The organism is Streptomyces sp. NPDC002817, assembly GCF_053592055.1.
On sequence record NZ_JBSFUY010000005.1, the window covers coordinates 85,699 to 109,389 of the forward strand.

The 23,691-nt window shown below is 70.4% G+C and carries 23 protein-coding genes and 3 pseudogenes; 15 read left to right on the forward strand and 11 right to left on the reverse strand.

The genetic code is table 11. From position 1 onward, the window contains the following. The first annotated feature begins 61 nt into the window (after positions 1–61). Together ACWD3I_RS11820 and ACWD3I_RS11825 are read left to right on the forward strand one after the other, a co-directional pair. Positions 62–3,265, forward strand: coding sequence for a tetratricopeptide repeat protein (locus tag ACWD3I_RS11820; RefSeq protein ID WP_365392007.1), 3,204 nt, complete (start codon positions 62–64; stop codon positions 3,263–3,265). A gap of 80 nt (positions 3,266–3,345) precedes the next feature. Further along, entirely contained in the window at positions 3,346–3,966 is a 621-nt protein-coding gene (locus tag ACWD3I_RS11825; protein ID WP_365392009.1) for a hypothetical protein, read from the forward strand. Between the two features lie 20 nt (positions 3,967–3,986). On the opposite strand, the gene ACWD3I_RS11830 is transcribed toward ACWD3I_RS11825, so the two are convergent. Next, positions 3,987–4,241, reverse strand: coding sequence for a hypothetical protein (locus ACWD3I_RS11830; RefSeq protein ID WP_365392011.1), 255 nt, complete (start codon positions 4,239–4,241; stop codon positions 3,987–3,989). Next, the gene (mca, locus tag ACWD3I_RS11835) at positions 4,234–5,094 is read right to left on the reverse strand and encodes a mycothiol conjugate amidase Mca (protein ID WP_365392550.1); all 861 of its coding nucleotides are present in this window, start codon (positions 5,092–5,094) and stop codon (positions 4,234–4,236) included. Before mca ends, ACWD3I_RS11830 begins: the two co-directional genes overlap by 8 nt. A gap of 127 nt (positions 5,095–5,221) precedes the next feature. On the opposite strand from mca, the gene ACWD3I_RS11840 reads away from it, so the two are divergent. Beyond that, positions 5,222–5,620 carry a DUF4307 domain-containing protein gene (locus tag ACWD3I_RS11840; RefSeq protein WP_365392013.1) on the forward strand — a complete coding sequence of 133 codons (399 nt, stop codon included), beginning with the start codon at positions 5,222–5,224 and terminating at the stop codon, positions 5,618–5,620. Positions 5,621–5,788: 168 nt separating this feature from the next. Continuing rightward, entirely contained in the window at positions 5,789–6,289 is a 501-nt protein-coding gene (greA, locus tag ACWD3I_RS11845) for a transcription elongation factor GreA (RefSeq protein ID WP_046260823.1), read from the forward strand. A 90-nt stretch (positions 6,290–6,379) separates the two neighbouring features. On the opposite strand, the gene ACWD3I_RS11850 is transcribed toward greA, so the two are convergent. From ACWD3I_RS11850 to ilvA, 3 genes are all read right to left on the reverse strand, one after another. Then, complete coding sequence (locus ACWD3I_RS11850) at positions 6,380–7,225, reverse strand: ABC transporter permease (RefSeq protein WP_365392016.1); 846 nt, start codon at positions 7,223–7,225, stop codon at positions 6,380–6,382. Then, positions 7,222–8,235 carry an ATP-binding cassette domain-containing protein gene (locus ACWD3I_RS11855; RefSeq protein ID WP_365392018.1) on the reverse strand — a complete coding sequence of 338 codons (1,014 nt, stop codon included), beginning with the start codon at positions 8,233–8,235 and terminating at the stop codon, positions 7,222–7,224. The genes ACWD3I_RS11850 and ACWD3I_RS11855 overlap by 4 nt, the downstream gene beginning before the upstream one ends. 194 nt (positions 8,236–8,429) lie before the next feature. After that, positions 8,430–9,668, reverse strand: coding sequence for a threonine ammonia-lyase (gene ilvA / locus ACWD3I_RS11860; protein ID WP_365392019.1), 1,239 nt, complete (start codon positions 9,666–9,668; stop codon positions 8,430–8,432). A gap of 163 nt (positions 9,669–9,831) precedes the next feature. Here ilvA and ACWD3I_RS11865 point away from each other — a divergent pair, with 163 nt between their 5' ends. The 3 genes from ACWD3I_RS11865 to ACWD3I_RS11875 all read left to right on the forward strand — a co-directional run bounded on the left by ACWD3I_RS11865 (position 9,832) and on the right by ACWD3I_RS11875 (position 11,309). Continuing rightward, the gene (locus tag ACWD3I_RS11865) at positions 9,832–10,338 is read left to right on the forward strand and encodes a MarR family winged helix-turn-helix transcriptional regulator (RefSeq protein WP_365392021.1); all 507 of its coding nucleotides are present in this window, start codon (positions 9,832–9,834) and stop codon (positions 10,336–10,338) included. 187 nt (positions 10,339–10,525) lie between these two features. Then, entirely contained in the window at positions 10,526–11,029 is a 504-nt protein-coding gene (locus ACWD3I_RS11870) for a sigma factor-like helix-turn-helix DNA-binding protein (RefSeq protein WP_365392023.1), read from the forward strand. Between the two features lie 31 nt (positions 11,030–11,060). Further along, positions 11,061–11,309, forward strand: coding sequence for a hypothetical protein (locus ACWD3I_RS11875; RefSeq protein WP_307026556.1), 249 nt, complete (start codon positions 11,061–11,063; stop codon positions 11,307–11,309). A gap of 37 nt (positions 11,310–11,346) precedes the next feature. On the opposite strand, the gene ACWD3I_RS11880 is transcribed toward ACWD3I_RS11875, so the two are convergent. Continuing rightward, positions 11,347–12,501, reverse strand: a complete 1,155-nt coding sequence (locus ACWD3I_RS11880) for a cystathionine gamma-synthase (RefSeq protein ID WP_365392026.1) — start codon at positions 12,499–12,501, stop codon at positions 11,347–11,349. A gap of 183 nt (positions 12,502–12,684) precedes the next feature. On the opposite strand from ACWD3I_RS11880, the gene ACWD3I_RS11885 reads away from it, so the two are divergent. From ACWD3I_RS11885 to ACWD3I_RS11910, 6 genes and pseudogenes are all read left to right on the forward strand, one after another. Beyond that, positions 12,685–13,803 (forward strand): hypothetical protein, encoded by a 1,119-nt coding sequence (locus ACWD3I_RS11885; RefSeq protein WP_365392028.1) that lies wholly within the window; start codon positions 12,685–12,687, stop codon positions 13,801–13,803. Between the two features lie 125 nt (positions 13,804–13,928). Beyond that, positions 13,929–14,594 carry a peptide-methionine (S)-S-oxide reductase MsrA gene (gene msrA / locus ACWD3I_RS11890; RefSeq protein WP_365392030.1) on the forward strand — a complete coding sequence of 222 codons (666 nt, stop codon included), beginning with the start codon at positions 13,929–13,931 and terminating at the stop codon, positions 14,592–14,594. Then, positions 14,587–14,925, forward strand: a complete 339-nt coding sequence (locus ACWD3I_RS11895) for a hypothetical protein (protein ID WP_365392032.1) — start codon at positions 14,587–14,589, stop codon at positions 14,923–14,925. The genes msrA (ACWD3I_RS11890) and ACWD3I_RS11895 overlap by 8 nt, the downstream gene beginning before the upstream one ends. 120 nt (positions 14,926–15,045) lie before the next feature. Continuing rightward, complete coding sequence (locus ACWD3I_RS11900) at positions 15,046–16,161, forward strand: AI-2E family transporter (RefSeq protein WP_365392034.1); 1,116 nt, start codon at positions 15,046–15,048, stop codon at positions 16,159–16,161. A 98-nt stretch (positions 16,162–16,259) separates the two neighbouring features. Further along, positions 16,260–16,969 (forward strand): annotated as a pseudogene (locus tag ACWD3I_RS11905) (HEAT repeat domain-containing protein). A gap of 3 nt (positions 16,970–16,972) precedes the next feature. Continuing rightward, complete coding sequence (locus tag ACWD3I_RS11910; protein ID WP_365392038.1) at positions 16,973–17,971, forward strand: MerR family transcriptional regulator; 999 nt, start codon at positions 16,973–16,975, stop codon at positions 17,969–17,971. Between the two features lie 83 nt (positions 17,972–18,054). Here ACWD3I_RS11910 and msrA (ACWD3I_RS11915) read toward each other — a convergent pair whose 3' ends face one another. Next, positions 18,055–18,567 (reverse strand): peptide-methionine (S)-S-oxide reductase MsrA, encoded by a 513-nt coding sequence (gene msrA, locus ACWD3I_RS11915; protein WP_365392040.1) that lies wholly within the window; start codon positions 18,565–18,567, stop codon positions 18,055–18,057. Between the two features lie 270 nt (positions 18,568–18,837). Between msrA (ACWD3I_RS11915) and ACWD3I_RS11920 the strand changes: the two are divergent. Next, positions 18,838–18,975 (forward strand): annotated as a pseudogene (locus tag ACWD3I_RS11920) (DUF4291 family protein); the annotation flags it as partial. A 291-nt stretch (positions 18,976–19,266) separates the two neighbouring features. Here ACWD3I_RS11920 and ACWD3I_RS11925 read toward each other — a convergent pair. Then, on the reverse strand, positions 19,267–20,286 hold the full coding sequence (locus ACWD3I_RS11925) for a hypothetical protein (RefSeq protein WP_365392042.1): 1,020 nt from the start codon (positions 20,284–20,286) through the stop codon (positions 19,267–19,269). Positions 20,287–20,480: 194 nt separating this feature from the next. Between ACWD3I_RS11925 and ACWD3I_RS11930 the strand changes: the two are divergent. Further along, positions 20,481–20,812: pseudogene (locus ACWD3I_RS11930) on the forward strand (DUF4291 family protein); the annotation flags it as partial. An 18-nt stretch (positions 20,813–20,830) separates the two neighbouring features. Here the strand turns inward: ACWD3I_RS11930 and ACWD3I_RS11935 are convergent. From ACWD3I_RS11935 to ACWD3I_RS11945, 3 genes are all read right to left on the reverse strand, one after another. Continuing rightward, on the reverse strand, positions 20,831–21,388 hold the full coding sequence (locus ACWD3I_RS11935; RefSeq protein ID WP_365392044.1) for a hypothetical protein: 558 nt from the start codon (positions 21,386–21,388) through the stop codon (positions 20,831–20,833). Then, complete coding sequence (locus ACWD3I_RS11940) at positions 21,385–22,839, reverse strand: sensor histidine kinase (protein WP_365392552.1); 1,455 nt, start codon at positions 22,837–22,839, stop codon at positions 21,385–21,387. The genes ACWD3I_RS11935 and ACWD3I_RS11940 overlap by 4 nt, the downstream gene beginning before the upstream one ends. An 89-nt stretch (positions 22,840–22,928) precedes the next feature. Then, the gene (locus ACWD3I_RS11945; RefSeq protein WP_365392046.1) at positions 22,929–23,624 is read right to left on the reverse strand and encodes a response regulator transcription factor; all 696 of its coding nucleotides are present in this window, start codon (positions 23,622–23,624) and stop codon (positions 22,929–22,931) included. Positions 23,625–23,691 lie beyond the last annotated feature (67 nt).

A 23,691-nucleotide genomic window follows, 5' to 3' on the forward strand; every position in this document is an offset into this window, starting at 1 on the left:
CTGAAGCCCCTCCCGAAGGACACTCATAGGCAAAGGAGTTGTCACCGGAGGGGGACGTGACATGCGGGACAGCCATCGGGTGGACGCCGAGCGGCTGTTGGCACGGGCCGTGGAGGAGGAGGTGCGGCGCTCCGGCGGGCGTACCGACGGGCCGGTGCTGATGGCGCGAGGGCGTGGAGCGCTGGATGCCATGGCGCAGAGCGCCGCGGAGGAGTACGAGGCCTACACGCGCGCGTTGGACGAGGCGGCGGCCGGCCACCTCACGTTCGGGCAGCGGTACGCGAAGGAGGGCGGCGGAACTCCGCTGATGGTGGCGGGCGTCGCCGCTCTCGCGGCCGTCGTCACGGACCTGGCGCTCGGTACCGGCGCGGGTACGGCGCTCGGTGCCGGGGCGGCCGTCGGTGTGGTGGGTGCCGCGGCGACCGTGGTGAAGGTCGCCGGTGCGCATCTGCCGGCCGCGCATCATCAGGCGGGCGCGGTGGGACAGCCGGGCGGACCCGAGCAGTTGCGGCTGGCGTGGCTGACGGCACTGGAGGTGCGGGGCATCCGGCCGTTCCTCGACCAGCAGCGGGTGCTGAGCGCCTCGACGGGGCCGAAGAAGACGGGGCCACGACTGAAGGGCGCCGACAAGAGCGCGGCGGCGCGCGGCCGGAACGTGCTTCAGCAGTCGTTCGGTCAACTCCCCGAGCCGGTGGCCGCGTTCGCGGGCCGGCGGCAGGAGCTGGGGCGGATCCGGCAGTGGGTGCAGGCGGCCCGGGCGAGCACGGAGACCCGGCCGACGGTGGTGGTGCTGCACGGGTCGTCGGGCAGCGGCCGTTCGGCCCTCGCACTGCAGGCGGCCCACGATCTGAAGGACTACTTCCGCGGCGCGTGCGTCGTGGACCTGCGCGGCGACAGCCCGGAGGAACCACCGCTGTCGACGCGGGACGCCCTGATGCATCTGCTGAACCGGCTGGGCGCGCCCCGCGAGCAACTCCTCTTCCGTGAGCGTTCCTCACCGGACCAGCAGGTCAAGCGGCTGGGCGAGCTCTACCACCAGCATCTGACGGGGCTGCCGGTGACGATCGTCCTGGACGACGCCTCCGACCCCGAACAGGTCCGCACCCTCGTCCCCGAGCGCTCCGACAGCCTGGTCCTGGTCACCGCCCGCACCTCCCTGGACCTGCCCGCCGATCTGCCGGCCTGGGTGCACCAGTTGCCGGTCGAGGCGCTGGACGCGGCGGGCGCGGAGGAACTGCTGGGGGCGGCGGCGCAGGACGCGACGGGTCCGTACGACGCCGATGCGTCCGACCTGGTCCGGGAGTTGTGCGGCGGCCTGCCGCTGGCGCTGCGTGTCGCGGGTTCGTCCCTCGGCCCGCGCTCACCGCGCGCGCTCGCCGCGGACCTGGGGGCGTACGGTCCGGTGGAGCCGGTCGAGCGGGTGCTGTGGCTGCGCTACACCGACCAGTCGGACACGGCCCGCCGTCTCCTGCGGCGCCTGGCCCTCGCCGGCCGGGCATCCCTGGGCGCGGCCGCGGCCGCGGCGCTGCTGGCCACCGACCAGGCGGAGGCCACCCGCCAGTTGGTCGCGCTGTCCCGGGCAGGTCTGATCGACCACGTCCGCGGCGACCGCTACCGCCTGCACGACCTGGTCCGCGCCTTCGCCCAGGCCCGCCTCCTGGACGAGGAGGAACCGGCCGAGCGCAACTCGGCGCAGGAACGTCTCATCGTGAACTACGCCGAGCTGGCCGACTCGGTCCTGCGCCTGGTCGACGGCAACATGTCGACCCGCTCGGACCGCTTCAGCCCGCACGGCTTCACCTCCCTGGACGAGGCGCTGCGCTGGCTGGACGACGAGTCGAGCTTCATCACCTCGACCCTGCGCCACGCGGAGGGCGTGAACCAGGGCGCGGTGCTCAACCTCCTGGGCGCCCTCTGCGACTACTGCCTCCTGCGCGGCGACCTCTACCGCCTGGGCGAGATCAGCGAGCTGGCGCAGGCGGTGGACCAGGGGCTGCTGCTGAGGTCGGTCCAATGGCGCACGGGCATCGCGGCCCGCCAGCTCGGCGAGCTGGACAAGGCCCGCACGACCCTGACCTCGGTGGTCGACCTCTACATGGAGGCCCACCACGACGCGGGCGCGGCCCGTGCCCTGTGCTCCCTCGGCATCACCCTGCACCACCAGGGCAACCTGACGGAGGCCGCGGCGAAGCTCCACGAGGCCCTTGACCTCCAGGCGGCCCCCGCACTGGCCACCGACCGCGCCTGGACCATGCACGCATTGGCCGCGGTGGAACGCGACCGGGCGCGGGTGGCGGAGGCCATGGAGCTGCTCACCCGGTCCCTGGTCCTGCACCGCGCGGGCGAGTCCGTGCACGGTGAGGCCTGGGCCCACTTCCAGCTCGGTCAGCTGGGCCTGCGCATGGGTGACGTCCCCCGCGCGGAGACCGAGCTGCGCACCGCCCTGGATCTGTACGGCCGCACCCGCGACACCCGTGGCGAGGCCTGGGCCCTGACCCAGCTGGCCCGCGCCCGCCTGGTCGCCGGCGACCCCTCCCCCGCGGTGGACGGCCTGCGCCAGGCGGCGTCCCGGCATCGCGACAACGAGGACGCCCGTGGTGAGGCGTGGACGGTGTACTACCTGGGCCAGGCGCTGGAGGAGACGGGCAACCTGGACCTGGCGGTACGGGAGTTGGAGAGGTCGAGAACCATGTTCTCCCGGATGCGGGACGTGTACGGCCTGGCCTGCGCCCGCCACCACTCGGCCCGGGTGACGCGCGACCAGCGGGCGGCCCAGACCGGCTCGCTGCGGAACTCCGGCTTCGCGCGCCAGCTCCTGGTCGACGCGCGTGCGGACTTCCATCGCATAGGCGTCGCCCACGGCGAGGCCTGGACATGCCTGGAACTGGCCGTGGTCGACGCCGGCAACACCCGCACCCAGCAGGCACTGACGCTGTGCGACGAGGCGATCGGCCTCTTCACCTCGTACGGAGACCGCCGCGGCGAGGACTGGGCCCGCTTCCTGCGCTGCACACTGCTGCCCTACGCGGCACCGGGCGGCGTCGAGGTCGGCACCGCGGTGGCCCAGGAGGACCTGTCCCAACTGGGCCGGACCAGCCACTCGCTACGGGACGAGAAGCTCGACGACTACGTCGAGGCGTACCAGCTCCTCCTGGAACGCGGCGTGAACCTGGAGGCCGGCTGGCAGGCCTGGCGCCTGGGCATGGTCCCGAACCGGCACGCCCGCGAGGTGATGGGGGTGGCGGTGGCTTCGGTACGGGGCTGAAGGCCGCGTACCGGCGCTGGCCCTCCCGCTCGCTGCCCTCGCTCGGCGGCTACCGGCGCATCCGCGACCGGGCCCACGCCATGAGCACGGCCGGACACGCCTCGCGGGTGATCGGCCGGCTGCTCGGCTGTCTCGACGCCCACCGCGCCGATCCGGCCTCGGCGCCGGTGCTGGCCGACCGAGACGGCCAGTATCTGCACCTGGTCGGCCACTCCTTCGGCTGCCGTTTCCTGTGCGAGGCGGTCCAGTGGGCCGCCGACGAGCCGGACACGCTGGGCTGGAGCACACCCGAGCCGCCGGGGCGCCCGTTCACCGTGGACTCGATGCTGCTGTTGCAGATGGCGGCGCCGCGCGACGCGTTCGCGGCGACGTTCACCGCGCTCGGCGAGGCGCCGCTACGCGGCCCGGTCGCCGCGACGTACTCGCAGCACGACCGGGCCACCGGCTTCTGGCACCTACGGGCCGAGAAGCACGCGGGCATCGGTTACGCCGGCATCGGTACGGCGCCGGCCCCCGTGTCGGCGATCCGGATGCTGCCGACCGGGGAGCCGTATCCGCTCGCCTCGCTCGACCACCGGTTCGTCAGCGTGGACGCCAGTGATGTGTTCGTCCACGGACACGGTCCCGCGGGCGCCCACTCCGACCATGTGCGGCCGGAGTCGGCGCATCTGCTGCTTTCTCTGGCCGACCACTCCCGGTGACCCACCGGGAGCAGCGTGGCTCAGCCCTTCTGCGGTTCCGCCCGGCCGGCGGCCTTGGCGTCGGCCGTACCGGCCTCCGTGTCCGAGGACTCCTTGAAGTCGACCTTGCCCATGTGCTTGCTCATCGACTTCATCAGCACCCACACGGCCAGGGCCATCGCCGCGAAGACGACGAAACCGAGGACGCCGGGGGTGACCTTGTCCTCGTCGACCTCCTTGGCGAAGGTCGCGAAGTGGGTCATTGCCAGGCTCACGCTTGCGCTCATGTCAGGCATTGTCCCGGATGCCCGCGAAGAGGTCGTCCTCGGGGAGGGAGGTATCGACGAGGGACTTCGCGAGCTCGTACTCCTCGGTCGGCCAGACCTCCTTCTGGACCTCCATCGGAACCCGGAACCAGCCGCCGTCGGGGTCGATCTGCGTGGCGTGCGCGATCAGCGCCTTGTCACGGATCTCATAGAAGTCGGCGCACGGGATGTGCGTGGTCAGCGTGCGCTCGGTGCGCTCGATCTCGCTCCAGCGCTTGAGCCACTCCTCGTACGGCGACTCCAGGCCGCGCTCCAGCATCGCGTTGTGCAGCGCCTCGGTGCGCTGCCGGTTGAAGCCCTGGTTGTAGTAGAGCTTCTGCGGCTGGTACGCCGGGCCGAACTCGCCCTCCGGGTACTTCTCGGTGTCCGCCGCGCCCTCGAACGCCACCATCGAGATCTTGTGGGTCATGATGTGGTCGGGGTGCGGGTAGCCGCCGTTCTCGTCGTACGTCGTGATCGCCTGCGGACGGAACGAGCGGATCTTGCGCACCAGTTCGCCGGCCGCCTTGTCGACGTCCTCCAGGGCGAAGCAGCCCTCGGGGAGCGGGGGCAGCGGGTCGCCCTCGGGCAGGCCGGAGTCGACGAAGCCGAGCCACTCCTGCTTGACGCCGAGGATCTCGCGGGCCTCGTCCATCTCCTTCTTGCGTACCTCGTGGATGTGCTCCTCGATGTACTTGTCGCCCTGCAGCTTCGGATTGAGGATGGAGCCGCGCTCCCCGCCCGTGCAGGTCACGACCAGCACGTCCACCCCCTCGGACACGTACTTCGCCATGGTCGCCGCGCCCTTGCTCGACTCGTCGTCGGGGTGGGCGTGGACGGCCATCAGTCGCAGCTGGTCAGTCAAGACTCAATCCTTGGTAAGTCGGCGCCCCTGGTGTGAACCGGGGCGATCGGCGCTTCTATAGTGACCGAATCGGGGGGCGAATAATTCCGGCGTCCGGAGGACGATCATGAGTACGGCGAGCACGCGACTGCCCGAGGGCCGTTACGGCCGCTCCTCGGACGAGCGCGCCGACCACAAGCTCAAGATCGCCGGTGCCGTTCTCGGGGCGCTGCTGCTCGCGCTGATGGGTTATTTCGCCTACTACTACGTCGGCCAGAACAAGATCAGCGCCGAGGTGATCAGCTTCGAGCAGGAGCGGGACGCCGTGAAGGTGCATCTGGAGGTCCGCAAGGACTCCGGTGCGAGCGGCTACTGCACTCTGCGTTCCCAGGCCGAGAGCGGTGCCGAGGTCGGCCGGGCCGACTTCCGCTTCGACGGGGACGCCACCCGCATCGACAAGGTAGTCACACTGCGTACGACGTCACCGGGCACGACCGCGGAGCTGCTCGGCTGTCACGCCGACTGACCTCGTCCGCATTACGTACTTGCTGACCTGCGGCGATGTGAGTCTGATGGCTTATGTCCTCCCCCTTGGGCCGCTGAATTGTTAGGCTCGTGGTTTCGCCCATCCGTGAAGGAACATTCTTCTGGGTAGGGCGATGCTTTGTATTCCCAGTACCTACGAGGAGCACCTGTGACCCAGACCAGCGAAGACGTCACCTGGCTTACGCAGGAGGCGTACACCAAGCTCAAGGAAGAGCTGGCGTACCTGTCTGGTCCCGCGCGCGAGGAAGTCACCGCGAAGATCGCGGCCGCGCGCGAGGAGGGCGACCTGCGCGAGAACGGCGGGTACCACGCGGCCAAGGAAGAGCAGGGCAAGCAGGAGCTCCGCATCCGCCAGCTGACCCAGCTCCTGGAGAAGGCCAAGGTCGGCGAGGCCCCGGCGTCCGCCGACGGCGCGGTGGCGCCCGGCATGGTCGTGACGATCGCCTTCGACGGCGACGAGGACGATACGACGACCTTCCTGCTCGCCTCCCGCGAGTACGCCAGCTCCGACATCGAGACCTACTCGCCGCAGTCCCCGCTGGGCTCCGGCGTGCTCGGCCACAAGGTCGGCGAGGACGCGGAGTACGAACTGCCGAACGGCAGGAAGGCCTCCGTGAAGATCCTCAAGGCCGAGCCCTACAGCGCCTGATCCCCTTACCCCGCATTGCCCCGACAGACCCCCGGCGTCTCACCGACGCCGGGGGTCTCGTCATTCCGCGTCAGGCCGCCCGGCGACACCTCATGCGGTCGCGGACCGGTACTTCCGCACCGCCAGCGTCCTGAACAGGACGACGATCAGGACCGAGTAGATCAGCGACGCCCACACCGGGTGCTGCATGGGCCAGGCGTCGGAGGTCGAGACCCCCGGGTTGCCGAAGAGCTCGCGGGAGGCCTGGACCGTGGCGCTGAACGGGTTCCAGTCGGCGACATGGCGCAGCCAGGGCGTCATCTGGCTGGAGTCCACGAAAGCGTTCGAGACGAAGGTGACCGGGAAGAGCCAGATCAGCCCGCCCGAGGTGGCCGCCTCCGGGGTCCGTACGGAGAGTCCGATCAGGGCGCCGACCCAGGTGAAGGCGTACCCGAGCAGAAGCAGCAGACCGAAGGCGCCGAGCACCTCACCGATGCTGGTGTGGGTGCGCCAGCCGACCAGCAGGGCGACCATCGCCAGCACGAACAGCGTGAGCGCCGTCTGCACCAGGTCGGCGAGGGTCCGCCCGGTCAGCACCGCCCCGCGCGCCATGGGCAGCGAGCGGAAGCGGTCGATGAGCCCCTTGTGCATGTCGTCGGCGATCCCGGCGCCCGCACCCGCCGTGGCGAAGGTGACGGTCTGGGCGAAGATGCCGGCCATCAGGAACTCTCGGTAGACCGCGGGGTCCGTGGTGCCGCCGATGTTCATGGAGCCGCCGAACACATAGCTGAACAGCACCACGAACATGATCGGCTGGATGAGCCCGAAGATGACCATCTCGGGGATCCTGGACATGCGGATCAGGTTGCGCTTCGCGACGACCAGCGAGTCCCGGATCGACTGGCTGATCGGGTTCGTGGCGGGCGTGACGCGTACGGCGTCGGTGACGGCGCTCACTTGCCGGCCTCCTTCTTGTGGCGGCGGTCCTTGGCGTCCTGGGCGGCACCGCTCGCGCCGTTCTCCTCCGCCTCGGCGTGGTGGCCGGTCAGGGAGAGGAAGACGTCGTCGAGGGTGGGGCGGCGCAGGCCGATGTCGTCTATCTCGATGCCGCGCACGTCCAGTTCACGGATGACCTCGGCGAGGAGCTTCGCGCCGCCGGTGACGGGCACGGTGAGCTTGCGCGTGTGATCCTCGACGGTGGTGTCGCCCTTGCCGAAGCCGGCGAGCACTTCCCGGGCGGTCGGGATGTGCTCACGCTCGTGCACCACGACCTCGACGCGCTCGCCGCCGGTGCGGGCCTTGAGCTGGTCGGAGGTGCCGCGGGCGATGACGCGACCGTGGTCGACGACCGCGATGTCGTGCGCGAGGTGGTCGGCCTCTTCCAGGTACTGCGTGGTCAGCAGCAGGGTCGTGCCACCGGAGACGAGCTGCTTGATGACCTCCCACAGCTGCTGGCGGTTGCGCGGGTCGAGACCGGTCGTCGGTTCGTCCATGAACATCACGGGCGGGGAGACGACCAGGGCGGCCGCGAGGTCGAGGCGGCGGCGCATGCCTCCGGAGTAGGTCTTCGCGGTACGGTCGGCGGCGTCCGCGAGGTTGAACTGCTCGAGCAGCTCGCCGGCCCGGACCTTCGCGTCCTTGGCCTTCATCTGGTAGAGCTGGCCGACCATCTGGAGGTTCTCGCGGCCGGTCAGATACTCGTCGACCGCGGCGAACTGGCCGGACAGACCGATCGAGCGCCGCACCTCGTTGGGATGCTTGAGCACGTCGAGGCCCGCGACGACCGCCTTGCCGCTGTCGGGTCGCAGCAGGGTCGTCAGACAGCGGACGGTCGTCGTCTTGCCCGCGCCGTTCGGCCCGAGCAGGCCCAGGACGGTGCCTTCCGGCACGTCCAGGTCGACGCCGTCCAGAGCCCTTACGTCACCGAAGGTCTTCACCAGGCCTTCGGCATAGATGGCGCCTGGCATATCAGTCTCCACGTCGTCGGGGATTCTTCGAAAAGCCTAGGTTTGTGCTTTTTGTTCCGCCTGATGGGTGGCGGGACAGCGGCGGCGATCCGGCCACGAGACACACCATAACGCGATGTATCGCGTCTCTCAACGGACTTACTCGAACGAGTGATGGAGAAGCTCCTGAGCTGGGAGTTCGGTGCCCCGGCGGCTCAGTCGATGACCGTGTAGCCCGCGTTCCGCAGGGCCTGGCCGACCTCGGCGCAGTGCTCCGGACCCTTCGTCTCCAGGTGCAGCTCCACCTCCGCCTCCGTGAGCCCGAGCCGTGGATCGGTCCGTACGTGACTCACGTCGAGGACGTTAGCGTCCACCACTGACAACGCCCCGAGAAGCGTCGCCAGGGCGCCCGGCCGGTCCGTCAGCCTGAGCCGTACGGCCAGATAGCGACCCTGCGCGGACATACCGTGGCGCAGTACGCGTTGCAGGAGCACCGGGTCGACGTTGCCGCCGGACAGCACCGCCACGACCGGCCCCTCGAAAGCACCCGGGTCACTCAGCAGTGCCGCGACCGGGCTCGCCCCGGCGGGCTCGACGACCAGCTTGGCCCGCTCCAGACTCAGCAGCAGCGCGGCGGACAGCTCGTCCTCCGACACCGTACGCACTTCGTCGACCAGCTCGCCGATGATTTCGAACGGCACATCGCCGGGCCGGCCGACCTTCATGCCGTCGGCCATCGTCGCCGGGTTCTCGATCGACACCGGATGCCCGGCCGCCAACGAGGGCGGGTACGCGGCCGCGCCCGCGGCCTGGACGCCGACGATCCGCACATCGGGCCTGACCGACTTCACCGCGATCGCGACACCGGCCGCGAGACCCCCGCCGCCGATGCCGAGGACGATCGTGCGCACCTCCGGGCACTGCTCCAGGATCTCCAGACCGACCGTGCCCTGACCGGCGATGATGTCGGGATGGTCGAAGGGGTGGATGAACACCGCCCCGGTCCGCTCCGCGTACTCCTGCGCGGCAGCCAGTGTCTCGTCGACCACCTGCCCGTGCAGCCGGACCTCGGCGCCGTACTCCCGGGTCGCGCTGATCTTCGGCAGCGGGGCGCCCTTCGGCATGAACACCGTGGAACGCACGCCGAGCAGGGACGACGCCAGCGCGACGCCCTGCGCGTGGTTGCCGGCGCTCGCGGCGACGACCCCGGCGGCCCGCTCCTCGGGCAGCAGCCCGGCGATCCGGACGTATGCGCCGCGCAGCTTGAACGAGCCCGTTCGCTGGAGGTTCTCGCACTTGAAGTGCACCGGCGAGCCCACCAGCTGGGACAGGTGCCGGCTGCCCTCCATCGCGGTCACCCGCGCCACACCCATGAGCATCTTCTGGGCGCCGCGCACATCGTCCAGGGTGACGGGCCGCAGGGAGTGCAAGGAGTCAGCCGTGCCGTAGCTCATGACACAAGCATCGCAGTTCACAGGCGCAAGCGGCCGCTGTGACCAACCTCCGAGACCGGTTTCCGCAGCGCCGGTACGGCCCGCCTTCCGGCCGCGTACCCTGTCCCCCAACCCAGCACCCCTTATCTGAAGTGAGCCCCCGGCCATGCCCACAACACCTGAAATGTCGATGGACATGACGACCGTCGGTGACACCGGTCTCCTCGACACGCTGCAGCACGAGGTGGCGGTTTTTGCCCGTCGTGCCGAACAGACCCGGCTCGGCGGGGTCGGGCAGGTGCGCAACTCCATGGACCGCGCCGCATATCTGCTGCTCAACCGCCTCGACAAGGAAGGCCCGATGGGCGTCAAGGCGCTCGCCGCGAGCATGGGCATCGACTCGTCGACGGTCACCCGGCAGGTGGCTCCGCTCGTGGACACCGGGCTCGTCAAGCGCACCTCCCACCCGGAGGACGGCCGGGCGGTGGTGCTCCAGCTGTCCCCGCGCGGGCTGTCGCGGCTGGAGGAAGTGCGCTCCTCCCGGCGTCAGTTGATGGCCGAGCTGACACACGACTGGGCACCGGAGGAGCGCGAGGCGTTCTGCACGCTCCTCACGCGCTTCAACACCGCGCTCTCCTCCCGGATGGCGGCCCAGGGACTGCCGGGCGCGGACGGACCGTCGGCGTCCTGAGCGTCCTTCACGCGCGCGTGGCGCACCCGTTCTCCGGGTGCGCGGCTCTCGAGGGGTGCGCGGCTCTTGACCGAAAGGCCACCCCTGGCCTCATATGAGACCGGGTCCTTGACTCGCACGCGGTTCCGTATCCGGTACGTGGCGCGGGTCCCGTTCCCTCACAGGTCGCCCTCAGGCGGGAGGCGCGGTGCGACAACGGCATGCGTCCCAGGACGCCCGCCGGACCCGGGAGTTCAAGGCGTTCGTCGCGGGCGCCGCCGGGCGGCTGCTGCATGCCGCGACGCTTCTGACGGCGGAGGCGCCGGACGACAACCCGCGCGCGCGGCGCCTGCTGACGCTGGCGCTCGCCCACACGTACGCGTGCTGGGACGGACTGCGCGGCGAGGACCCCTACGACCGCACCCGCCAGTACCTGGCCACCCGCTTCGCCCACGGCGCCTGGCACCAGTACGGCGGCCTGGGCGGCCACCGACCGCACCCCGCGAACCCGTTGGCCGCCCTGGCCCCGCAGGAACGCCTCGTCCTCGTCCTGCGGCTCTACGAGGGCGTCGCCGAGGAACAGACGGCCGCCCTGCTCGGACTCGCCACGGAACGCGTCCGCACGATCTGCGACCGGGCCACGGCGACGCTGCTGCATCCCCCGCGCGGGCCCGCTCCGGCGGTGGGAGGCGCGAAGGTGGCGGCGTCATGAGGACGAGGGGCCACCCGGGAAGGGAGCGGCCGTGAACCGGCCCGAACGCGAAGCCGCCGTACGCCGCATCATGGAGCAGGCGCATCCGCCCGTGCCGCCGGAACTTCACGCCGAGGTGGTGCGCCGGGGCGGCCGCATGCTGCGGCGCAGACGGGCGGCCCTGCGGCTGATGTGGTTCCTGATGTTCGCGGCGAGCGTCGCGTTCGTGGTGTGGGCGGTGACGGCCCGGCCTTGGGTGGAGCCGCCGTCGGAGACGACTCCACCGCTGACCGGCTGGTGACCGGACGGACCGGCCCGCTCGTGAACCGCCGAAGGGGCTAGCCCAGGGCCTGCTGAAGGTCTTCCAGCAGGTCGTCGACGTTCTCGATGCCCACCGAGAGGCGTACGAGGTCGGCGGGGACCTCGAGGGCCGAGCCGGCGACCGACGCGTGCGTCATCCGGCCGGGGTGCTCGATCAGGGACTCCACGCCGCCCAGGGACTCGCCCAGCGTGAACACCTTGGCGCGGTTGCAGACCTCGACGGCCGCCTCCTCGCCGCCCGTGACCTGGAAGGAGACCATGCCGCCGAAGGACCGCATCTGCTTGGCGGCGACCTCGTGACCGGGGTGGTCCTCCAGACCCGGGTAGAGCACCTTCGTCACGCGCGCGTGCCGGGTCAGCATGTCGGCGACCTTGGTCGCGTTCTCGCTGTGCCGGTCCATCCGCACCGACAGCGTCTTGGCTCCGCGCAGCACCAGCCAGGAGTCGAAGGGCCCGGCGACCGCGCCCATCGCGTTCTGGTGGTACGCCAGTTCCTCACCGAGCGCCTCGTCGGCGGTGACCAGCGCGCCGCCGACGACGTCCGAGTGGCCGCCCATGTACTTGGTCAGGGAGTGCACGACGACGTCGGCGCCGAGCGACAGCGGCTGCTGCAGATACGGCGTGGCGAAGGTGTTGTCGACGACGAGCTTCGCGCCGGCGTCCCGGGCGAGCTGCGCGACGGCGGCGATGTCGGTGATGCCGAGCAGCGGGTTGGAGGGGGTCTCCACCCACACGGCCTTGGTCTTCGGGGTGATGGCGGCCCGGACGGCGGCCGGGTCGCTGGTGTCGGCGACCGACCACTCGACGCCCCAGCGGGCGACGACCTTCGCGAAGAGCCGGAACGTGCCGCCGTACGCGTCGTTGGGGATGACCACGTGGTCCCCGGGGCTGAGCAGCGTACGCAACAGGCAGTCCTCGGCCGCCAGTCCGGACGCGAACGCGAGGCCCCGTCGGCCGCCCTCGAGGGCGGCGAGGTTCTCCTCCAGGGCGGTACGTGTCGGGTTGGCGCTGCGGCTGTACTCGTAGCCGCCGCGCAGGCCGCCGACGCCGTCCTGCTTGTAGGTCGAGACCTGGTAGATCGGCGGGACGACCGCACCGGTGAGGGGGTCCGCCGTGTTGCCCGCGTGGATGGCGAGCGTCTCGAAGTGCTGACTGATGTGCCTGTCGCTCATGGGCACCGAGCGTAGTCCGCTCGCGGGGCAGGCGTCGCACAGCAAGGCTGGAGAAGGGTTTTCCCCAGGCCGCGGAGCCTGGACGGGCGGTTTTCCCCAGGTACCCGGAGCCGGGACACGAGGTTTTCCACAGGCCGGGGACCGGGTTGGCCAATTGTCGGCGGTGTCTGGAACGCTTGAGGCATGGAAATTCTCTGGGTCCTGATGGCGGTGGTCATGTTCGGCTTCGTGCTGCTGCCGGTCCTGCGGCGCCGCCGGGGCATGATCGAGCAGGTCCCGCCGGGCCACCCGGACGCCGCGGACCCCGCGGACTACGGCTTCGTACGGCAGGAGGAGCTGGACGTCCGCATGCCCGGCCCCGACCAGGACCTGCTGGACGTCCTGGACCTGGTGCAGCGCACCCAGGACTACCGGGCGGCCTCCCAGCTGCTGGCGGGCACCGAGGCGGCGGGCGAGCTGCGCTGGCAGCGTGTGCAGGCCTTCGCGGGTGCGGCCTCCCTGGAGCTGGCTCAGCGGCCGGGCGGGGTGGGCGAGTCGCCGGGCGGCCAGTGGCTGCGGGTGTGGCGGGCCGAGCAGCCCAAGGACGCGGGCGGTGCGGCCATCCACGCGGAGTTCCTGGTGCAGCAGGCGTGGCGGACCGCGACGCCCGGCACGGACTCGTTCCGGATCATCATGGAGGAGGCGAGGGCGGCGTGCGGCGAGGCGGCACTGCTGGCGCCGGGTGACCCGATCCCGTACATCGTCGAGCTGTCGGTGGCCCGTGGCCTCGCCTATCCGCGGGCGGAGTTCGAGCAGCTGTGGCTGAAGATCCTGGACCGCGCCCCGTCGCACATGGGCGCGCATCTGGCGGCGCTCCACTACTGGTGCGAGAAGTGGCACGGCTCGCGTGAGCTGGCGATGTCCTTCGCGGAGGCGGCCGCGGCCCGCGCCCCGCAGGGCTCCCTCCTCGCCGCCATGCCCCTGTTCGCGGTCTTCGAGCACCTGCCCGAGGTGAACCTGGTCAGCGGCTTCTACCAGAGCGAGACCGTCACCAAGGCGATGCACGGGGCGCTGCACGCCGTGCACTCGGCCCGCGCGGACGACCCGATGCTCGCGCATGTGCGGCACATGCTGGTCTTCTTCCTGGTCCGCGGCGAGCGCTGGCAGGAGGCCATGAACCAGCTCATACACATCGACGGCCACGTGGGTGCCCTGCCGTGGACCCTGTCCCCCGATCCGGCGGCCGAGTTCGCGGTCTACCGGGCGCTGGCGGTGGCGGGCTACGAGGCGAACGGCGGCAGCCCGGCGACGCTGCCGCACTGAGGAGCACGTGGCCCGGCGTCGCCCTGCCCGGACGGAATGCGGGGCGGCGCCGGGCCGTTGTGGGTGATGCCGCTTCCGGCCACCACCGGACGGTCCGGCGAGGAGACGAGAAGGAGCCCGCGCCCATGCTGTTCGGCCGTACGCCCGTCCTGCCCACCCCCGAGCAGGCGCTGAAGGGCCGCCCCGCCCCGGTGTTCACGGTCCCCGACCGCCACACCGTCCTCGACACCCCGCTGCTCGGCCCCTACCCCGAGGGCCACGAGATCGCCGACTTCGCTCTGGGCTGCTTCTGGGGTGCCGAACGCAAGTTCTGGCAGCTCCCGGCCGGTGTCTGGACCACCCTGGTCGGCTACCAGGGCGGCCACACCGAGAACCCCACCTACGAAGAGGTCTGTTCCGGCCTGACCGGCCACACCGAGGTCGTCCGCATCGCGTACGACCCCTCGCTCATCTCCTACGAGCGCCTCCTGAAGACCTTCTGGGAGTCCCACGACCCCACCCAGGGCTTCCGCCAGGGCAACGACGTCGGCACCCAGTACCGCTCCGCGATCCACACCCACACCCCCGCCCAGGCCACCACCGCCGAAGCCTCCCGCGAGGCCTACCAGAAGCTCCTCACCGGCGCGGGCCACGGCACGATCACCACGGAGATCCTGCCGGCGGCAGGGCGCACGTTCTACGCGGCCGAGGGGTACCACCAGCAGTACCTGGACAAGAACCCGGCCGGCTACTGCGGGATCGGCGGCACCGGGGTGTCGTGCCCGATCGGTGTGGCCCGGGCAGATGGCTGAGCCGCTGTCGCCGGAGGTCGCGGCGACTCTCCGGGCGCTGCTGGCCGGTTCGGATCCGGTGAGCGGCGCCCTGCTGGCCCAGGTTCCCCATACGCGGGTGGTGGGCAGGTGCCGCTGCGGCTGTGCGACGGTCGATCTGGAGGTGGACCGTACGGCGGTGGCTCCTGCGCCGCCGCACGACAATCCAGCTGCGGACGCCGGGTACACCGACCCGCGCTCGGCCGGTGTCATGGTCTTCGCCAAGGACGGTTACCTGTCGCTCCTGGAGATCTACTCGGCCTCCGAAGAGCCGATCTCGACGTGGCCGGACCCCCGCTTCATCGAGCGATGAGCGACTGAGCGCCCGCACCGGCAGGGGGCTCCTGCTTCAGCCCGGCGCTCCTCGCGCAACCAGGCATACAAGCCGACAGCAGTGATACCCATGGGCGTTGAGTCCCCATAGGGTGCCTCCGTGACTGCCACGTTGAGTTCCACGCGAGTCCGGTCCGCGCTGCGCACATCCGCGCGGGTCTCCGGGGAGTTGCTGCTCACATTCCTGATGCTCACCGTGGCTCTGTGGATTCTGGGGCGGATGTGGTCGGTCGTCTGGCCGCTCATGATCGGCCTGCTGCTGACCACGCTGACCTGGCCGCCGACTCGTTTCCTGCGGCGTCGCGGGTGGAAGCCCGCGCTCGCCGCGTCGGTCGTGACGGTGGTGTTCCTCCTGGTCGCCATGGGTGTCGTGGCGCTGATCGCGGTCCCGGTGGCATCGCAGTCCGGGGAACTGAGCGACGGGGTGTTCAAGGGCATTCAGGAGTTGCGCGAGTGGGCCGCCGGGCCCCCGTTGAACATCGATGACGCACAGATCAACAAGGCCTTCGACACCGCGGTCTCCCGTGCACAGGACAGTCTGGGCAACGTGGCGGGCGCTGTCGTGACGGGAGTGAGCACCGTACTGAGCGGTCTGGTCACCGCCGTCCTGGCCCTCTTCCTGATGTTCTTCTTCCTCAAGGACGGCCCACGGTTCCTGCCGTGGCTCGCCCGGCAGCTGCCCGGTCGACTCGCCACCGACATCCCGACCGTGGCCGCGCGCGGCTGGAACACCCTGGGCTCGTTCGTGCGTTCGCAGGCGGCCGTCGGCCTGATCGACGCCGTCCTGATCGGGCTGGGGTTGTGGATCCTGGACGTACCCCTCGTGCTTCCCCTGGCGGTGCTGACGTTCGTCTCCGCGTTCGTGCCGATCATCGGTGCCCTGTTCGCCGGTTTCGTCGCGGTTCTCATCGCGCTGGTCTCCAACGGCCTGACGGACGCGCTGATCGTGCTGGCGATCATCGTGGCGGTGCAGCAGCTCGAGGGCAACGTGCTCCAGCCCATGATCCAGAGTCGTGGGCTCGGCCTCCACGCGGCCGTGATCCTGCTGGCGGTGACGTTGGGCGGCAGTCTGGCCGGCATCGTGGGAAGTCTGCTCGCGGTGCCGGTCGCCGCGCTGATCGCGGTGTGCTGGGACTATGTGCGTGAGCAGCTCCGCGAACCGTCCGAGGGGCCGGGGACCGACGGGTTGGACACCGACGCCCCTGTCCCGTCCTAGGGATGCGCGGGTGGGTGCGGCCCCTCGCCTTCTCCGCCGGCTGGTGAGGCCGACGGCACCGCCGTGGAGTCCCCCGGTGAGCGTTTGACCTTGACACGGTGACAAGGCCTTCACTGCTGCCGAGGAGGTGGTCGCGGTGACCAAGACGGAACAGGACACGGATGGGATGCGGGCTCTCCAGGGCCTGGAGGACGACCGTTCGTCCGTGCGACTGCGGGCGGCCATGGCGGTCGGCGCGACGCCCGAGCCGCGCTTCGTCGGCAAGCTCATCGAGCGGTGCGCGATCGAGCCCGAGTTCTTCGTCCGCGACATGCTGACGTGGGCGCTCGCCCGCCACCCGGTGTCCGTGACGCTCCCCGGGCTGCTCCACGAGGTCCGTTCGGAGCGGGCGCAGGCACGGAGCCAGGCGTTGCACACGCTGTCCAAGATCGGGGACCGGCAGGCGTGGCCGGCGATCACGCGGGAGCTGCTGTGCGACGCCGACGACGAGGTGGCACGGAGCGCCTGGCGGGCCGCGGTCGTGCTCGTGCCGGAAGGCGAGGAGTCAGGGTTGGCCGCGGTACTGGCGACGCAGCTCGGGCGCGGGGAGCGCGAGACGCAGCTGAGTCTCAGCCGGGCGCTGGTCGGGCTGGGTGAGGGCGTGCTGCCGGCTCTGCGTGCCGCGGCGACGGCCGCTGACCGGGGTGTGCGCACGCACGCGCTGGCCACGGAACGGCTGCTGCGCGACCCGGACGCCGGTTTCGAGTTCGCGATCGAGGAGGCGAAGCGCGTGGTGGCCCTCGGCGGGTCGGGCCGGGCGGGACAATAGGGCGTGTTGATCGGTGAGGTGGCGCGACGGTCCGGGGTCAGTGCCCGCATGCTCAGGCATTACGAGTCGCTCGGACTGCTGCGGCCCTCGGGTCGTACGGGCTCCGGCTACCGGGAGTACTCCGGCGACGACGTCCGGCGGATCTTCCACATCGAGAGCCTGCGGTCGCTGGGGCTGTCGCTGCGGGAGATCGGGCGGGCGTTGGACGATCCCGGTTCCACGCCCTCGGCGCTCGTCGACGACCTGATCCGTCAGACGCGCGAACGCATAGCGGCCGAGACCGAGCTGCTGACGCGGCTCCGCCGGATCGACGCCGCCGAGCCCGCCGCCTGGGAGGACGTCCTCCAGATCGTCGTGTCCCTCCAGGCGCTGGGGTCGAAGAGCGCTGCCGCCCGCCAGCGCGCGGCCCTCTCCTCAGCCGACGAGATCCCGGTGGAGGCCCTGGTCGAGGCGGTGCTCAGGGAGACCGAGCCGAACGTCGCCGGAGCCCTGCGCTGGGCGCTGGCGCGATCGGGCGACGGCGGCACGGCACTGCTGGCTCAGGGCCTCGGCTCACCGGTGGCCGCCGTGCGGGAACGTGCCGTTCGGTCCCTCGCCGAGCTGCCCGGCGACGAGGCCACCGCCCGGCTGCGGGACGCCCTCACGGACCCCGATGCCGTGGTCCGCGGCCATGCGGCTCTGGCGCTCGGGACGCGGGGAGCGGCCGACGCGGTCCCGGCGCTCGTCGACCTGATCGTGGAGGGCCGGAACGACAGCGAGGCGGCGGACGCGCTGAGCATGCTGGCGGGCGACACCGCGACGGCGGACCGGATCGCCACCGGGCTCGTCGACCGCCTCACCCACGACACCACCGGGGCGCCCGCACGTGTCCGGCTGACGCAGGCGCTGGCGGACATCCCGGGGCGCACGGCTTCGGGCGCGCTCGTGGAACTGTCCGGTGACGGGGACCGTGCCGTCGCGCTGACCGCCGCGTACCTTCTGCGGCTGCGCGACGCGAGGTGACTCTTCTTCTGGAGTGACGGTTCTTCTCTGGGGTACCGCGTTGCGCGGCCCGGCCGTGGAGCCTCCGCCGGGCCGCCCCTCGGTCAGCCCTCGGCGCGGGTGGGCAGCCGCCATCCCGGGCGCGGGAAGTGGCAGGTGTATCCGTCCGGGTAACGCTGCAGGTAGTCCTGATGCTCGGGCTCGGCCTCCCAGAAGGGGCCCACCGGCTCCACCTCGGTGACGACCTTGCCCGGCCACAGGCCAGAGGCGTCCACGTCGGCGATCGTGTCCTCGGCGATCCGCTTCTGCTCGTCGTCCACGTAGTAGATCGCCGAGCGGTAGCTCAGACCGATGTCGTTGCCCTGCCGGTTCTTGGTGCTCGGGTCGTGGATCTGGAAGAAGAACTCCAGGATCGCGCGGAAGTCGGTGTTCGCGGGGTCGAAGGCGATCTCGATGGCCTCCGCGTGCGTGCCGTGGTTACGGTACGTCGCGTTCGGCACGTCACCCCCGGTGTATCCCACCCGGGTCGCCGTCACGCCCGGAAGTCGGCGGATCAGCTCCTCCATCCCCCAGAAGCATCCGCCCGCCAGCACGGCCCTCTGCGTCTGCGCAGCCATTCCCGCTCCTCCCATATCTGCCATCTCGGTCACTCGGGCTGCTCGGCTCGCACGACGTCGGCATCCCGGACCCACCCACCTCAACGCACGAGGGCTTCCGGCGATTCCACACCCGGCGAACGGCATCCGGACCGGTAGCCGTGATCATCGGCCTGCGGTCCGCAGCGCCCCGTCGGGGAACCGGCATGGCTCACCAGGACAAGTCCGGACCGGTCGAAAACCACTGGTCCCGCCCCCCGGACCGACCCCACGCCGTACGCCACGGAACAGCCCCGACACCAGATCCGCGCGACCCACACGGCATCCACGATCACCGTCTACCAGGCGTACTCCCCTGACCCCGGCCTGCCGGCCGCCCGCGCGGGCCGCTTCCCGGCGGCGTGGAAGCGCGATCGGAGGACGTGGGTCATCAGGCACGTTCATAGACCCCATCCATGCTCACAGGAACCCGTCAGGGGGCGGCTCAGTCAAACGCCACGACCAAGCGAACGCCGTCGTCACCGAACCGGCCTGCCAGAGCCTTCACCACGGCGAAGACATGCGGCCCGTGCGTTTCGGGGCCCAGCACCGCGCCAACGGTCAGCGGTTCGTACGTGCACATCATTTCGTCAGTGGTCCACTCCGCGCGGCCCTCGAGGTCCAAGCCGCTCGGCCCGACCAACCGAGCCCGCATTGTGCAGGTTTCGCGTCACTTGCGCATTACCCAGTCAAGACCGCGGCTGTGGCCAGCGCTCCAGGTCTGGCCATCTGCGCCTGGCACGAGGCTGCCCACTCACCCAGAGCGTTCCCCAGCTCGTTCGAGAGCTTAGCCAGGTAATCGTCTGGATTGTCGGCTGCGGTTCTCGCAGCTGCTCGCAGGTTCTCGATGGTCACCATCTCCATCTTCGGACCGTGCACGAATTGCTTGACTCCGAAGTCGTCCAACCGCCCGATGATCTTTCCTATGAACTTGCCGATGCACCCTTTGACCTCTGGGCTGGGATCCCCGTCCCAGATCGCGTAGAGGCGCACTGCCACCGACCGCAGAGCTCCTTCCTCGGCTGGACCTGACATGGTCATTCTCACCAAGGCTTCGACGATCAGTAGTTTCGTTTTCGGGCTGAACGTTGGATCCCAGTAGCCGTCCACCACACGGGGCCAGTGCAGGGAGTGGGAGGTATCGAGTCTGGTCGCATTTCGGCAAAGCAGTTCTGCGGCGACAAGTCGTGCGCTGGGGGAGGCGGATCTGAGAGCCGCGTCGATCACAAGGATGGCTGTTTCGTGCGAGACCCTGGGCAACCTTTCGTCTCCACTCGGAGGCTCAGGTTGGCTCCCATTCGGGTCGCAGGACCACAGATCGACAAGGAGAACCACCGCGAGTTCCGACTCATCAAGCCTTGTGAGAGCCAAGAGCCCCGAGGCCAGTGCTGCTGGGTGCGCGGGCCCAGAATCACGTGGGGAGACGAGCTGCCCGGCACGCATCGCTGCGTCGAGCCGTAACTGCCGTTGCTGCTCATCTTGTTCGTTCCCCAGTCGCCGTTCCGTCTGGAGGCTGATTCCGTACCCGATCAGCGCCACTGATGCAGTGACCAGTACTCCGATGTACGTGAGGACGGCTGCGAGCCGCGCCGAATCACCCGCGCCTAGGAGTTGGCCGCGCAGCAACACCGCAGGCAGAAGGAGCGCTGCGAGCAGGGTGCCGCACGACAGGACAGTGATCCTATTTGGTCTCTTACTCACGACGAGCCTCCATTTCTGAGGCCACGAGCGACTCATGGTTCCTCATAATGGTGTGGCCGAAACGTGATGCGCAGCAGAAGGCAGGAAATGCTCCGTTCCATCGGCCACTGAGATCAACCATCGGCCGCAGCCAACCTTTTGGTCGCCATTGCCGGAATCAGTAGCTCCACCAACAAAAGGTCTGTGAACGCGGCTTGACGTGGATCAAGCCCGGCCTTCTCTGGATGGTGTACCGCTGCGGCCGGGCCACCAAGGAAGGGCAGGAGACCGTACTCGCAGTGGGATCCCGAACGGGACCTGCGTCTCCAGCCCCTGCCCCACCGCGCCCCGCAACTCGGCCTCTCCGGTGAGGCGGTTCGGCGGTACGCCGATGAGTGGACGGTCGGCATCCGTGACGTGCACCCCGCTCGCCCGCGCGATACACGCACGAGTCCGCAGCGGCGGTCTGGACTCCGCCGCCCGGCTGCTACCCGAGGAACTCCCCTTTCCCGAGGGAGACGGACTCCTCGCCCACCTGCGGGGATGAAGCCAGGACGCCCCCGCGCTACAGCTCGGGGCAGCGCTCCACGTCCCCCTCGAATGTCCCGCCCGCCGCATCCGTCACCGTGACCGTCGTCGAGTCCAGATCCGGGCGGGTGAGCAGATACGCGCGGGCGGCGGTGCAGATGACCTGGTTCGCCGCGAGGGAGGTCATCTTGCCTGCGTAGCGCGGAAGTTCGAGGTAGACCCTGTCGGTCTCCGTCATCAGCCGTACCGTCTCCTCGGGGAGCAGCTCGGTGGGTGAGGGGGTCGGGCGGGTGGCGGAGAGCTGGAGGGCCAGGTCGGTGGTCAGGCGTTTGCGTCGTTCCTGGGGGGTCGGGCCCTTGAGGAGTGACTCGACGGCCGCCACGGGTTCGCCGGCGTAGGAGATCGTGCGGGGGACCGCGACCAGGGCACCGTCCCGGATCAGGTAGATCGGCACGGTCGGGGGGATTCCGCTCGCGGGTCCGCCCGCCTCCACCACGCCGGTCGCGGGGATGTCGCAGGCGGAGAGCAGAAGGGCCGACGCCGCGACGAGCAGCGCGGTGGCGTGGGCCCGCTTCATGAGGAACCCCGGCTTCATGAGGAACCTCCCCCCTCCGACTCGTCCCGCCGTAGCGGGAGTTCTACGGTGAAGACCGCGCCGCCCTCGGGACGGTTCGCCGCGCGGATCGTCCCGCCGTGCATCCGTACGTTCTCCTCCGTGATCGAGAGGCCCAGCCCGCTGCCCTCCGTACGGGTGCGCGCGGTGTCCGACTTGTAGAAGCGCTCGAAGACGTACGGCAGTACGTCGGCCGGGATGCCGGGGCCGCTGTCCGTCACCTCGACGATCACCGAGATGACCGCCGGTTCGGCAGCCCTTGCACTCGCCGACAATCCGATGCGCACCGGACGCGCACCGTGCCGCAGCGCGTTCCCGACCAGGTTGGCCACGACCACGTCCAGCCGCCGCGGGTCGACCCTTCCGCGCAGTTCGTCGGGGCCCGGCAGCGCCGTCTCCACCTCGTCCGACCAGCCGCGTGAGGCGAGGGTGCGGCGGATCGACTCGGCGAGGTCGATCTCGTCCAGGTGAAGGACCGCCGCGCCCGCGTCGAAGCGGGAGACCTCCATCAGGTCCTCGACCAGACGGGCGAGTTTGACCGTCTCCTCGCTGATCAGCCGTACCGCGGTGGCCGTGTCGGGATCGAGGTGGCCGGCCTCCTCGTCGAGGACGTCGGTGACCGCCGACATCGCGGCCAGCGGGGTGCGCAGTTCGTGGGAGACGTCCGCCACGAAACGGCGGGCCCGCGCCTCCATGGCGCGCAGTTCGGCGACGGACTGCTCCAGGGCCGCCGCGGTCTCGTTGAACGTGTGGGACAGGTCGGCGAGTTCGTCGGTGCCGTTGACGTCGAGGCGGGTGTCGAGGTGGCCCTCGGCGATGCTGCGGGTGGCGCGGCGGAGGGCACGGACCGGACGCAGTACGCCGCGTGCGGCGAACAGGGCGAGGAGTACGGCGGCCCCGAGGGCCGGAACCATCGCCCGCTCCACGGCGGTGACCAGGGCGTCGACGGACGCCTGTTCGCCGGTCTGCGGCACGGTGAGGAAGACCTGGACGCCGGACAGCACCGGAATGCCTCCGGTCGGACCGGCGAAGAGGACCGACATGCCGACGAGCAGCGAGGTACGTCCATCGTCGCGCACCCGCTGGAACACCGTGGCCTGCCTCGAGTCGACGGCCTCGCGCACGGCCGGCGTCAGCGCGCCGAAGGGGTCGTCCGGGACCGAGGTCTCGGAGATCCCCTCGTATCGGACCAACACCCGCCATGTGGCCGCCGGTTCGGCGCGGGCCACGTCCACGGCGAACTGCCGCAGTGACTGCCGGGAAGGGGGATACGTCAAGTCCGGCGCCAGGCGGCCTACTTGGGCGCGCAGTTGTGCGATCACCGTGTCCTGGCTCTGCTTGAGGACCCCGTTGCGGGCCTCCCGGAAGGCCAGAGCGCCGGTCGTCATGGTGGCCAGGGCGGCGACGAGCCCGAACGCCACGACCAGCCGCATCCGCAGACCGCCGCGCGCGATCCACGCCGGGAACCCCACCCTCGTACGCCCACTCGCCCCCGTACGCCCACGCACTCCTGTACGACGTCTCACTTGGCCGCGAACCGATACCCGAAGCCACGCACCGTCTGTATGTAGCGCGGATCCCGCGGCGGATCGCCCATCTTGGCGCGCAGCCGTTTCACGCAGGCGTCCACCAGGCGGGCGTCGCCGTGGTAGCTGTGCTCCCAGACCGCCTCCAGCAACTGCTGTCTGCTGAAGACCTGTCCGGGCGAGGCGGAGAGGGTCAGGAGGAGGCGGAGTTCGGAGGGGGCGAGGGCGACCGGGGTGCCCGCGACGGTGACGGTGAGTCCGGCCCTGTCGATGGCCAGGTCGCCGTGGGTGTCGATCCTCGGCAGGCCGCCGCCGTCGGTCGCGGTGCCGCCCGCTCGGCGAAGTACCGCGCGGATACGGGCGTTCAGCACACCGGCCTGCACCGGCTTGACGACGTAGTCGTCGGCGCCCGCCTCCAGGCCGACGACGATGTCCACGTCGTCGCCCCGCGCGGTCGCCATGACGATCGGCAGGGTCTGGTCGACGGAGCGGATGCCCCGGCACACGTCCAGGCCGGTCATGCCGGGCAGCATCAGGTCGAGGACCACGACGTCGGGGCGGAAGGACGTGAGGTGCGCCATCCCGTCCTCGCCGGTCGCGGCGGCGGCGACGTCGTGTCCCTGGCGGCGCAGTGCCAGGGCGACCCCTTCGCGGACGGCGCGGTCGTCTTCGATCAGCAGAACTCGTGGCATGGGCTCAGTATCGGGACCGTCGGGCGCGCGCCCGGACTCTGTTACCGGATGATCACACAGCCCGCAA

Coding starts and splice junctions, on each gene's coding strand:
- ACWD3I_RS11820 (WP_365392007.1), top strand. CDS start 62: ATGCGGGACAGCCATCGGGTGGACGCCGAGCGGCTGTTGGCACGGGCC.
- ACWD3I_RS11825 (WP_365392009.1), top strand. CDS start 3,346: ATGAGCACGGCCGGACACGCCTCGCGGGTGATCGGCCGGCTGCTCGGC.
- ACWD3I_RS11830 (WP_365392011.1), bottom strand. CDS start 4,241: ATGCCTGACATGAGCGCAAGCGTGAGCCTGGCAATGACCCACTTCGCG.
- mca (WP_365392550.1), bottom strand. CDS start 5,094: ATGGCCGTCCACGCCCACCCCGACGACGAGTCGAGCAAGGGCGCGGCG.
- ACWD3I_RS11840 (WP_365392013.1), top strand. CDS start 5,222: ATGAGTACGGCGAGCACGCGACTGCCCGAGGGCCGTTACGGCCGCTCC.
- ACWD3I_RS11855 (WP_365392018.1), bottom strand. CDS start 8,235: ATGCCAGGCGCCATCTATGCCGAAGGCCTGGTGAAGACCTTCGGTGAC.
- ilvA (WP_365392019.1), bottom strand. CDS start 9,668: ATGAGCTACGGCACGGCTGACTCCTTGCACTCCCTGCGGCCCGTCACC.
- ACWD3I_RS11865 (WP_365392021.1), top strand. CDS start 9,832: ATGTCGATGGACATGACGACCGTCGGTGACACCGGTCTCCTCGACACG.
- ACWD3I_RS11880 (WP_365392026.1), bottom strand. CDS start 12,501: ATGAGCGACAGGCACATCAGTCAGCACTTCGAGACGCTCGCCATCCAC.
- ACWD3I_RS11885 (WP_365392028.1), top strand. CDS start 12,685: ATGGAAATTCTCTGGGTCCTGATGGCGGTGGTCATGTTCGGCTTCGTG.
- msrA (WP_365392030.1), top strand. CDS start 13,929: ATGCTGTTCGGCCGTACGCCCGTCCTGCCCACCCCCGAGCAGGCGCTG.
- ACWD3I_RS11895 (WP_365392032.1), top strand. CDS start 14,587: ATGGCTGAGCCGCTGTCGCCGGAGGTCGCGGCGACTCTCCGGGCGCTG.
- msrA (WP_365392040.1), bottom strand. CDS start 18,567: ATGGCTGCGCAGACGCAGAGGGCCGTGCTGGCGGGCGGATGCTTCTGG.
- ACWD3I_RS11935 (WP_365392044.1), bottom strand. CDS start 21,388: ATGAAGCCGGGGTTCCTCATGAAGCGGGCCCACGCCACCGCGCTGCTC.
- ACWD3I_RS11940 (WP_365392552.1), bottom strand. CDS start 22,839: ATGCGGCTGGTCGTGGCGTTCGGGCTCGTCGCCGCCCTGGCCACCATG.
- ACWD3I_RS11945 (WP_365392046.1), bottom strand. CDS start 23,624: ATGCCACGAGTTCTGCTGATCGAAGACGACCGCGCCGTCCGCGAAGGG.